General features: G+C 60.6%; 14 protein-coding genes and 1 pseudogene. 2 read left to right on the forward strand and 13 right to left on the reverse strand.

Annotated elements, in window-relative coordinates; all coding sequences use genetic code 11:
* A partial coding sequence (locus ACEW8G_RS06740; protein ID WP_373487682.1) for a transposase occupies window positions 1-150 on the reverse strand: 150 nt, incomplete at its 3' end.
* A 104-nt stretch (window positions 151-254) separates the two neighbouring features.
* Here ACEW8G_RS06740 and ACEW8G_RS06745 point away from each other — a divergent pair.
* Window positions 255-470, forward strand: a complete 216-nt coding sequence (locus ACEW8G_RS06745) for a hypothetical protein (RefSeq protein WP_373487669.1) — start codon at window positions 255-257, stop codon at window positions 468-470.
* A 96-nt stretch (window positions 471-566) separates the two neighbouring features.
* Here ACEW8G_RS06745 and ACEW8G_RS06750 read toward each other — a convergent pair whose 3' ends face one another.
* The 3 genes from ACEW8G_RS06750 to ACEW8G_RS06760 form a co-directional block, all read right to left on the reverse strand.
* Complete coding sequence (locus ACEW8G_RS06750; protein ID WP_373487670.1) at window positions 567-1,754, reverse strand: IS91 family transposase; 1,188 nt, start codon at window positions 1,752-1,754, stop codon at window positions 567-569.
* A gap of 9 nt (window positions 1,755-1,763) precedes the next feature.
* Window positions 1,764-2,633 (reverse strand): tyrosine-type recombinase/integrase, encoded by an 870-nt coding sequence (locus ACEW8G_RS06755; protein WP_373487671.1) that lies wholly within the window; start codon window positions 2,631-2,633, stop codon window positions 1,764-1,766.
* A gap of 125 nt (window positions 2,634-2,758) precedes the next feature.
* Entirely contained in the window at window positions 2,759-3,019 is a 261-nt protein-coding gene (locus ACEW8G_RS06760) for a DNA -binding domain-containing protein (protein ID WP_373487672.1), read from the reverse strand.
* A 235-nt stretch (window positions 3,020-3,254) separates the two neighbouring features.
* Here ACEW8G_RS06760 and ACEW8G_RS06765 point away from each other — a divergent pair, with 235 nt between their 5' ends.
* The gene (locus ACEW8G_RS06765) at window positions 3,255-3,473 is read left to right on the forward strand and encodes a helix-turn-helix domain-containing protein (RefSeq protein WP_373487673.1); all 219 of its coding nucleotides are present in this window, start codon (window positions 3,255-3,257) and stop codon (window positions 3,471-3,473) included.
* 234 nt (window positions 3,474-3,707) lie between these two features.
* Here the strand turns inward: ACEW8G_RS06765 and ACEW8G_RS06770 are convergent, their stop codons facing one another.
* From ACEW8G_RS06770 to ACEW8G_RS06810, 9 genes and pseudogenes are all read right to left on the reverse strand, one after another.
* Window positions 3,708-4,247 carry a hypothetical protein gene (locus tag ACEW8G_RS06770; protein ID WP_373487674.1) on the reverse strand — a complete coding sequence of 180 codons (540 nt, stop codon included), beginning with the start codon at window positions 4,245-4,247 and terminating at the stop codon, window positions 3,708-3,710.
* A 1-nt stretch (window position 4,248) separates the two neighbouring features.
* Entirely contained in the window at window positions 4,249-4,644 is a 396-nt protein-coding gene (locus tag ACEW8G_RS06775) for a DUF1761 domain-containing protein (RefSeq protein ID WP_373487675.1), read from the reverse strand.
* Window positions 4,645-4,663: 19 nt separating this feature from the next.
* Window positions 4,664-5,269, reverse strand: coding sequence for a TetR/AcrR family transcriptional regulator (locus tag ACEW8G_RS06780; protein ID WP_373487676.1), 606 nt, complete (start codon window positions 5,267-5,269; stop codon window positions 4,664-4,666).
* Window positions 5,270-5,272: 3 nt separating this feature from the next.
* Window positions 5,273-5,869 carry a DUF4287 domain-containing protein gene (locus tag ACEW8G_RS06785; protein ID WP_373487677.1) on the reverse strand — a complete coding sequence of 199 codons (597 nt, stop codon included), beginning with the start codon at window positions 5,867-5,869 and terminating at the stop codon, window positions 5,273-5,275.
* Window positions 5,863-7,731, reverse strand: coding sequence for a CHAT domain-containing protein (locus ACEW8G_RS06790; RefSeq protein WP_373487678.1), 1,869 nt, complete (start codon window positions 7,729-7,731; stop codon window positions 5,863-5,865). Before ACEW8G_RS06790 ends, ACEW8G_RS06785 begins: the two co-directional genes overlap by 7 nt.
* A gap of 347 nt (window positions 7,732-8,078) precedes the next feature.
* Window positions 8,079-8,429, reverse strand: coding sequence for a hypothetical protein (locus tag ACEW8G_RS06795; RefSeq protein WP_373487679.1), 351 nt, complete (start codon window positions 8,427-8,429; stop codon window positions 8,079-8,081).
* Window positions 8,429-8,995 carry a hypothetical protein gene (locus ACEW8G_RS06800; protein WP_373487680.1) on the reverse strand — a complete coding sequence of 189 codons (567 nt, stop codon included), beginning with the start codon at window positions 8,993-8,995 and terminating at the stop codon, window positions 8,429-8,431. The genes ACEW8G_RS06795 and ACEW8G_RS06800 overlap by 1 nt, the downstream gene beginning before the upstream one ends.
* A complete protein-coding gene (locus ACEW8G_RS06805) occupies window positions 8,992-9,258 on the reverse strand; it encodes a PadR family transcriptional regulator (RefSeq protein WP_373487681.1) in 267 nt (88 codons plus the stop codon). Before ACEW8G_RS06805 ends, ACEW8G_RS06800 begins: the two co-directional genes overlap by 4 nt.
* Before the next feature lie 276 nt (window positions 9,259-9,534).
* Window positions 9,535-10,413 (reverse strand): annotated as a pseudogene (locus ACEW8G_RS06810) (peptidase S10); the annotation flags it as partial.

Genomic DNA, 10,413 nt, shown 5'->3' on the forward strand with positions numbered 1-10,413 from the left:
ATCGCCCCAACGACCGCCGCTCTTAAGCGCATGGACAATGCCGGAGAGCACCCGCCGATCATCGACCCTCGGCATCCCGCGCGTATCCTGCGGCAGGAGCGGTTCAATCCGCGCCCATTGCTCATCCGAAAACCAGAAAAAATCCGCCATCTGCCATGCCTCCTCACTGGAGACACGTGAATCACATCCCGACGCTGCTGGGAATCTGGAGGGTTCTGTGAGGTCGCGCGGCGGAACGCGGGCGTCCTGATGCAGTGCGCGACCTCATTGAAGCCGGATTGAGCGAACCCGCTGAGGCGCTCGCGACCTATGGGATTAGTGCCGCACCGCTGGTGGCCGGCGGCCAGACTAGGATGATCCAATTCTACCATGCTGGCGAGGGCGATGCCATATTGGCGGCACAGGTCGAGGTGACCGACGTGCCAACCAGCAATTTGCGCAAGCTGCTCGGTGGTAATGCTGTTCGATGAGCGGATTTGGAATACCCCGAACATACGAGATCGTTGCGTTCGTCGGGACCGCTGCCGCAACGCTGCTAGGTTGGATGCTGGACCGACCTCTTGTGGTCATGATGTATCCGGCCAGGGTTGCGAAAGCCCGGTGCGCCATCGCGGCAGCGTGGCGGTGACGCGCAAAATGCCGCCACAGCACGGGCACTGGGTTGGATCAAAGCGCGGCAGGCTCGTGGCGGTATCGTCGACCTCGTCCTCGGCTGTCGCAGTCGGCCTCATCGACCTCAAGATATGGCGGATGGTGGCGAGCCGTGTTCGGCGGCAGCCGTTGGCGAGGAAACCATAGTGGCGAATACGATGAAAACCGTCTGGGAGGCTGTGGATGAGGAACCGGCGAATGAACTCGTGCGGATCGAGCGACATCAGCCTGGGCGCGTTGCCATGACGGTAATCGCGCCAGCGGAAGGTCACGCTGGTCTCGTCAGCGCTGACCAGACGACTGTTGGCGATGGCGACCCGGTGTGTGTAGCGACCGAGATAGGCAAGGACATGTTCGGGCGATCCGAAAGGCGGCTTGGCATAGACGATCCAGTTCTTGCGCCGGAGTTTGCCGATCTCCGTGGCGAAGGCATCTGCGTGATCAAATCCGACCAGTTTGCCCGAGAAGCGCAGTCGCCCCGCCGCATATGCCGCTTGAAGTCGTTCAAGGAATAGTCGCCGGAACAGGCGTGAGAGCACATGGATAGGCAGAAAGAAGTTCGGTCGGCAGCTGAGCCACCGTCCGTCCGAAGAAAGTGCGCCGCCGGGGACAAGGCAATGAATGTGCGGATGATGAGTTAGGGCCTGACCCCAAGTGTGAAGAATGGCCAGGAACCCGATCTCGCCACCAAGGTGTCTGGGGTCGGCCGCGATAATCTTGAGCGTTGCAGCGACGGCGTCGAACAGGATCGCATAAACCACCGCCTTGTTGTGGAACGCGATCTCGGCGACTTCGCTCGGTACCGTGAATACGACGTGGAAATAGGGCACGGGCAGCAGATCAGCTTGGCGGTCAGCAAGCCATCGCTCCCGCGTAGCGCCTTGGCACTTTGGGCAATGCCGGTTGCGGCAAGAGTTGTATGCGACGCGGGCGTGCGCGCAGTCCTCGCAGGACTCGACATGACCACCAAGCGCAGCGGTTCGGCAGAGCTCGATCGCCGACAGGACGCGCCGCTCGACGCGGCCAATGTGGCCGTCGTTGGCATGGCGATAGGCATGACCATGGCGGCGGAAAATATCAGCCACCTCCAGATCGGGACGCACCGTTCCCGCTCAGACCGGCGGCACCACCTCAATGGCCAAACGATCGAACGGACTCTGCGTCTTGGCGATGGTGCTCGTTGCCACATGAGTGTAGCGCGCCGTTGTCGACAGGTTGTTGTGCCCCAGCAAGACCTGGATAATCCGGATATCCGTGCCGCCCTCAAGCAAATGGGTCGCAAAGCTGTGGCGCAGTGTGTGTACGCTGACTCGCTTGGTCAGGCCGGCTGCCTTGGTAGCTGACCGGCAAGCCGCGTGCAGGACCTGGACATCGACCGGCTTGTCGCCTCGGCCAGGAAACAGCCAGCCCTCAGGGCGGGCCAACCGCCAGTAGGTCCGAAGAACGCCCAGTAACTGCGGCGACAGCATGACAGTGCGGTCCTTAGCGCCTTTGCCATGGTCGACCTGGATCAACATCCGGTCGCTGTCGATATCCGCGACCCTGAGGCCCACCGTCTCCGAGGCGCGAAGGCCTGCGGCATAAGCCGTAGTCAGTGCGGCGCGCGCCTTTAGCGATGACACTGCTTCGAGGAAGCGAACCACCTCATCGGCACTCAAGATCGCCGGCAGTTTACGCGGCGTGCGCGCATAAGCGATGCGCTCCGGGATCTCTGCCCGATCTAACGTCACGCCGTAGAAGAAACGAAGGGCGCAGACTGTCTGGTTGAGCGCAGCCCATGAAATGCCCTGCGACACCAGATAGACTTGAAAGGCGCGGACATCTTCCAGCCCCAATCGATCAGGGGAACGACCAAAATGGCGGCTAAACCGCTTAACCGCGTGAACGTATGATCGCTGCGTGGCAGGCGATAAGTTGCGTAGGCTCATGTCGTCGATCATACGACGACGCAGCGGGCTTACCGCCGCCGTGGCGTCAGTCATGGGATAGTCTCCTGGTTGAAGGTTGGTCCAGCAACCAAACCATCTCATCAGGAGGCCATTCCGGCCAATACGCTCCGCTCTCCCGCGTCAGCGGGTTCGTTCAATCCTGTTTATGGGTCCGGACCCTAATCTTTGTCGATCAATTGCCTGTAGCCGCTGCGCGCCATCCAGCGGGCACGCGCGAGATGGGCTTCGTGTATCGCCTGCGCACGGTCAGGGTCCTGGGCCGGATCGATAGCGAAAACGAGCCGCGCAACTTCGCGCCAATCCGCCCCTTCTGCGGCGGCATCGAGCAAGCGCAGATAGGTGACGAAATGCTCTTCGTCATAAGTGGTGACGTGGTCCGACTGCGGCGGGTGGTCGTGGAAGGTTGGGCTGTCGGTCATGATCCCTTGGCTTCGACTCACATATTGTCGGCTGTGCTCTTAGCACGAAATCCTTCGCCAGACTTTACCGCGCCGCTTACCCCAAATTGCGCACAGCGGTATTCCACTTGAGGACAACTCGGCGCGCCAGAATTGCCGCTGAATTTCAAAGCTTTTCGTCAGGTCAACGGCAACCAGCTATCATTCAGAGTATACTCCGTGGTTAAATACTCTGCAATCCAGCTCACTCGCCAGCATGACCCTGCGCGAGACCTTTGCTACCAATTTGCGCCGCTATCGAAAAGCGGTCGGCCTATCACAGGAAGAACTAGCCCATCGCGCGCAGATCGACCGGACCTATGTCAGCAGCCTTGAACGCTGCCAGTATGCTGCGACAATCGATGTGATCGAAAAGCTGGCGGCGGAACTCGGAGTCGATCCTGTCGCACTGCTACGCACCACGCCTGGAAGCTAGAGAACTAGCCGCTCGTGGAGGAATACTTGTCGAGTCTCATTGATCTGGCCTGTGGCGATTTTCGCGTGATGTACTGCCACCCGCATGGGAGCGCCCCCCAGTTCCAATGAACCGTACCTTCTTTTGGACTTGCCGACTGTCTGCGCACAAGCTGCTGCTGCGCGGCGGACAGCAAATATGGCGGTTCAATTTCCCTGATCCTGCCAACCGAACGGCAGGCATGCACCTTGTTCCTCAGCAAGCGACATCGCTGCTGCATCGTACGAAGACCTGATGATTGCCGGGGCTCCAGCTCGCGCCCTGGTCCACTGACCATTCCATCCGCGATTCAAACCGTTCCGGTGTGACGTTGAAGCGGGTAAAGCGCAGCCGCATTGTCCCACCATCTGTGGTAGGCAAATCGGGGGTCTCTCGGGTTTCGAGACCGTCTCTGCCCGTCATGACCCACAGCTTCCCGTCAGCACCAACGCTGACCATCTCGATCTCGTTGCGCGCCGGGCGCAGGTAGAACAGGATCACCGAACGCTGGCCGAGTTCGGGTGTCTCGCTTACGCCGCGCAGCACGGCATCCTCGATCACCCATTCGAATTGATAGCTGCCGACAAAGGGCTCCGTCTCGCTCCCGTCCTGCTGGCGGAAGCGAGTTTCTACCCGCCAGCTGCCGACAACGTGGCGAAGCTGCTCGAGGCCCGCTGATGGCGGCGGCGCCGTTTGGTCCTGACTGGCCGCAGGATAGGCGACCATCAGCAGGAGCGATGCGATCAGCCGCTTCATCTTAGCCAAGCAGGCTCAAAACCGCGCCGTACAACGTGAATTGTACTGTGGCATAGCCGGTGTTGATCGCCCACAGCTTGAGCGAGCGGCGTTCGAACAGGTAAAGAATGCCGAGCGTGGCGCCGACCCAGCACAGTCCTGCCGAGGCACCAGCGCCGATCGCAAAGGCGAGGTCCGGTTTGGGGCCGATGAACATGGAGAATACGGTAGCGGCAATGATGGAGAGGACTGCGGCCAAGCCAAAGGTCTTGCCCGGACTACCTGCCGCGAGTTGCTCATCGCTCAATCCGGCTGCCGCCTGCCATGCCTTTCCGAACAGCGGCGGCGCATACCACAAGCCTCCGACCAGGAAGGCCGATAGGCCTGCTGCAATGAGGGCGATCCAGTTGAATTCCATTGTCTCTTCCCCCTGATTATCAATGCGCTCTGGTTTGCTTGCCTGCACGGACAAGCATGTCGAAATGGCTTCGCAGCACCGAAATGTTCCGGTCGAAATGACCAAGATCGCGATAGGTTCGCGATTGCATCACTGCGCCTTCCATTACCGTGAGGACGAATTCCGCCAGCGCGCGGCGGTCAATGTCTGCGGCAAGGCGATTGCCCGCCGCCTCAAGGCAACCTTCGATCGCGCGCGCCCAATTGGAAAAATTCACCGCAAGCAGTTCACGGACCTTGGGGTCAGGCTCGTGAATCTCTAGCGCAAGATTGCCGATCGGGCAGCCATAGGTGCAATCGGTCAGCAGTAACTGCATCCGGTAGCCAGCGAGCAGCGCAAAGATCCGCTCAATCGGATCGTCTACGCCTTCCCATGCCGGGTTGAGCAGATTTTCCTCGATCCCGTCGCGGTAGAATTCGAGAACACCAATCAGCACATCCTGCTTGCCGGGAAAGAAATGGTAGAGGCTGCCCGAATGGACCTGACTGCGGCTAAGAATGTCGGAAACCGAGGTTGAGTTGTAACCCTTCTCCCAGAACAGTTCCATCGCCGTCATCAAAATGCGATTGCGGGTGTCGGCGTTCATGTATCAGGCCCTTTCGTAGGCCACGCGCAGCCACGCGTGAAGTTCGGCATCGACATCCGCAGGTGAGTTAAGCCTGACGCGGTGCGAGACCATTCCGTTCCAGCTGCCGGCGGCTTCAAGCCTGCCTTCAGGCGGTTCACCCTTGAGGACAAGACCAAGATCGTAGCGATCCTTGGTCGAAGGCTGTCCAAGCGCGAACTGCTTCGAGCGTCGAAAGCTGACATAGCCCTTCTTCGGGGCAAGCTTGATGTCGTCACCCAGAGAACGCAGCGCGGTGAGAATGGCTTCGTGAACTGGCAGCAATTCCGCCTTGGGGCCCGCAAACATCGCCGCGACCAGAGTAACATCGTCCTGCGAAACCGCCGCGGATGCGTTGAGCGCGTGGACTACGGTATTGGCATGGCCGTGCCCGAGGCCGTGTTCGCTCTTGAGCCAGCCAACGACTTTCATGTGACTCGTCTCAGGACAGAGCCGTGCCATTTCGATCCAGTCGGAAAGCGACTTTCCGGTCTTTGCCAGCAGCGCAGCATCGGCGATAGCGAACGGATCGGATTCTGGCATTGCAATCTCCTGGGACTTGATTGATTGTTCAATCAACACGCCAAGTCAAGCCGATTCGTCGCTTGGAAGTACGGGAGGGATGCTAGCTTGCATATGTTCAGATGGCCGATGGTGGCGGCGGTTGCGGTGTTGAGCTGCACCGCCGCCTCATCAGCGGTCCCCTTCAGCCGCGAGAACCGCCCGACGGAAAGGTCCATCTCCTTCTCGAGCGAAGCGGCAATGATCGTGGGATCGGCATCGCGCGTGCCGGGAGCAGCAAAGCTGAGCGCGGGGACGACGGCGAGTTGCACCTGCTCCATCAGGAAGCGCCCGTCTGTATCCATCAGCGCGGCAAAGCTGATCTTGCGCAGCGGGCCATCGGGTACGATCACCAAAGTGCCCCCTGGCTGGAGCTGACTGGCAATCGGGGCAATCAGCACAGCGTATAGCGCGCGCGCTGCCGCTTCCCAATCGTCGCTCTCGCCGCTCAGCGATGCGGTCATGCGCTGGGCCAGCGTGGCGACCTGTTCGCGGTTGATGCTGCGATCGGGCGAAATCCGGCGATAGCGCCGCTCGCCGCCATCTGAACCCGCGCCACCGGTTGCGTAAATCAATTCGACCCGGTCCTCAAGCAGCAGCGGGTACAACAGTATCTCGTCCGGCCGCAGATCGGCAGGCGTTACCGGATTGCGCAGCGGCACACATTCGGCGCCCAGGCTGTTCTGTAACTCGGCAGATCGATAGGCTTCGGCGATCCGCTGGGCCTGCTCTATGGGTGCAGCCTCGTCACCTGCGCCGTGCAACGTCGCACTGATCGCACGTTCAAACACCGGGCGTACCATCAGATCAAACCGGCTTTCCTCAGTCACCGGATCGACCGGAATGAGCACCGTGCGCACCCGCTCCAGCGCGCGATAGGCGGCAAGCACGTGTTCGCTCGCCTGCTCCGGCTCGGCATCGGCAAGATACAGCAAGTATTGCGGCAGATGCTGCGGCAGGGGGTTCTGGCTTTCCAGAAACACCGCCCGGCGAAGCGACGCTCGCGCCGCGCTGACCTCGCCATTGGCCAGGGCAATGCGCCCTGTGATTGCTGCGAGCGACGCGGCATCACTCCCGCCAAGCGTTTTGGCAAAAGCGCGTGCACCGTTCGCAGCGATGGGGTCGGCGCATAGGCCGACATCGCACGCGAGCAGCAGGAACGCCCGCTGCAGAGCCGCACGCTCCGACCCGTCTGCAACTCTTACGGCCGCTGCCAACCCCTGTGCGATTCGAGCCGTACCAACCGAATTGTTGGCGTATTCAAGCCGCGCCAGCCGCAATGCTGACAAAGCGGTGAGCCGCGCATCCTGCGCCAACTCTGAACGATTGAGAGCACAGGCAAACGCCGCTTTCAGTTGGCCGCGTGAGGCTTTGTCGCTCGCGCCTGCCGCATCGCATCCGGCGACCGAGCGAGCAGTACCGGACCGTGTTGGCGCTGCGCTACCGCGCCGAAGGCCTGACTGGCTGGGTGGAGCGCCGCCTGCCAGCGCCAGCGCCGCTTCCCAGGCAGCACGCGCCGCTAACGGCGCATCGTCGGCGCTATCGGCAAGCACCAAGGCGGTGTGTAAAAAGTCTCGCGCACGCGATTGGCTGCCCGATCGTGCCCGGCGCATGGCTTCGCCTGCGACAAGGCAATATTCGGCGAGTTGACGTGTGTTTCCACCCAGCGTTTGTGCGGGATCGCCTGTCGGGCCGACCACCCGACCGATCAAGAGCCTTAACGCGTCGTCCGCGCCTGCCTCACCGCCGCGCATCAACGCGCGCGCTCGATTGGCCAAAGGTGCTATTTCGGCCACCACAGCGTTAGATACCGGCCTAACTGCCTCGCACACAGTGATCACTTGCGGCACGGTGGGGCTAGCGGCATCGCGCGGTGATGCCACGGCAATGTTCTGACCAGCTAGCGACAACGCCATCATCCAGGTTTGCACAATCGCCACAGACCTCTTTCCGCCCCAGCACCCGATTTAGACTAGCCGGATTAGGAGGCGAATTGAATGACTAAAACCTCACGCCTTACGCCACTGGAGTGGCGGGCCTCGAGATCGTCTTTTTATGTTGGCTCAGCTTCTCGTTCAAAGTCGATGGAGGTGAGGTAACAGAATGTCGAGTGGTGCCGAGTAGTCCTTGCGCCGCAACCTGCCGGCGACTTTAGACATGATTTTGCCGAAAGCGGAGTTTCCGAAATCGACCCCGGATCCGCCATAGACATTTGCGATCCAGACTGCCCCTAGTTCGTCACGGCCTTGATCCGCGGATTGGCCAATGAGCAAATGGTCAGCGCGAAGAACAGAACTCCTCCGATAACGACCTGCGGTCCTGGCAGGACCAGCCATGCAGCGGCGAAGTAGCAACCCATAGCGAGATTCATCGTAGCCAAAATCAACCGGCTGCTCACGCCTGACGATTGGAATCTGACGAAGTTTGCAGCGGCTGCCAGCACAATCGCCAAGCCGGTGCCAACGAACCACAGCGCGTCGATTGTCCAGTCGGCATAGGCCAGCGGGGTCAGGGCGATGTGGACGCCCCCAAGCAGCACGCCGATAATCGCCAATGCGACTGCCAAGGTTTGCACGCGCATCAGTTCAACCCCTGCCGAAAGGGTGCGAGACGCGCAGCGGAACCTGCAAGCGCCAGTGCGAATATGAGAATCACAAGATCCTCCACGATCAGCGCAAGATACAGGTTCGACATTGGTGTTGAGGCGCTACCGAGCCAGATCATCGCCGCCGCCATTGTCAGCACGGCGATTAAAGGCGCAGCCAGGTTGATTGTGGCACGATATCCGAACCGGGCCGTGGCGATCGCGCCGACTACAAACAACAGGGCCGTGCCATATCCAAAAACTTCCAGCACGAATGTGTCAGTGACGGACATGCGCCCCGCAAAGCGAATGTTCAGCGCTGCCCAGACCATGGCTCCTCCGACTAAGACGCTGCGAGGAACCGCGTGAAGAAAGGCAGGGGAAATCACGCGTTCAGTGACGGCCGCGAAGAGACAGCCTGCCACGAAACGCCAGCGCGCAGCCTCGGGGATGTGATCGAATTCAGCCGCCATTGCAGCAAACCATGACCGGCGGACCGGTGGCGCGATCTTGAAGGCCAGCACGACACATGCGCGTGCAAGAGAGTTCCGCTTCGGGGTCATAGTGCAAATCCCTTCCCGTGGTTTGCAGTGTGCACATCGTCGGGCTCAATAGTGCGAGCGAGCGCCATGCCTGATGGCGTCAGGCGATAGGCATGGCGCGGCGGCCTGCTCTCGTGCGGCGAAGGAACCCATCGGGTTTCAAGGTTGCCCTGATCACACAGCCGAATCAGCATGGGATAAAGCGTCCCCGATGCGATGCCGGTCAATTCCATCAATTCATACCCGTAACGCCAATCCTGCGGCCGTTCGAGCAGCGCCAGCAAGGCGGTTCGTGTCTGTCTGGAGATGTTGGGGCGTCTTGGCATTTCATCAATCTACATATGTAGAGTTTGTAGCGCAAGTAGGATTTGCGCTTGACCTAAATCGGGGCGAAGTAATTCTGTGCTCCAAGACCGGTGGCAAAACCTGACATTCGCAAATCCACCCATTCTCGGACGTTCCTAGTCCCGGCAGTGGAGCCTGAATGCTGCCACTATAAGTCGCGCGAATTCCCGAAAATTGTTGCCTTCAAGCGCATTGGCCCAAGTCCGCCCGACCGCTCACCGCCTGCGGATGAAGGCGCGGATGTCGCGCGACAATTTGGTGAGGTCGGTCTCGTTCACATACATCATGTGGCCCGCATCATAATATGTGTATTCGATCCGGTCGGTGAGCATGCCGGTGCGGGTGAGCGAATGTTCTGCGCCAAAGAACGGCGTCGCAAAATCATACCACCCCTGCGCCACCAGCACCTTGAGGCCGCTGTTTTCGCGCAGCGCGCGGCCGATATAGGGCGCGACATTCTTGTAATAGCGGTTCTCGCTGTCGCCCGGCAGGTCCCAGTCCCACTCGCGCACGCCGCCGATGGTAACATATTGCCGCTCGGGGCTGAACTTCAGCTCCTGCCGCACATAGGTGTTGAGCGCGGCGGTGTAGCTTGCATCGATGCCGTAGAAGCTGGGGTCGTTGTCGGGCGTCTCGCCCGCGCTGTCGAAATCCTTGCCGGTATAGCGCGCATCCAGTCGCCCGATGGTCAGGCCGCGATCGCGCAGCAGCTCCTTGTAGAACCGGCCTGGAGTGACGCGCAGGTCGGCGCTTTCCAGATAGGTTTCGGACAGGCCCGAATAGCGGGCAAGCTTGGCGCGGATGGCGTCGCGCTCTGCGCCTTGCAGCGTGGTGCCCTTCATCAGCGCAGGCAGATATTCGTTGATTGCAAACGCCTTGGCCTCGGTCGCGAGTTCGGCAGGGCCGCCGCCACTCGCCGGAGGGCTGGTCTTGCCGTGATAGAGCGCGGTCACCGCCATGCTGGGCAGCATCAGCACATAAGGCATTTCATTGCCCGGCACCTCGGCCTGCGCGCCAAAATCAAGGACGGTCGAGATCAGCAGCAGGCCGTTGAACGCGACGTCGTTATACGTGCCCTCAAGCTCGTTCACGAC

Origin of the sequence: Blastomonas sp., assembly GCF_041747255.1 — a bacterium.
Taxonomy (GTDB): Bacteria; Pseudomonadota; Alphaproteobacteria; order Sphingomonadales; family Sphingomonadaceae; genus Blastomonas.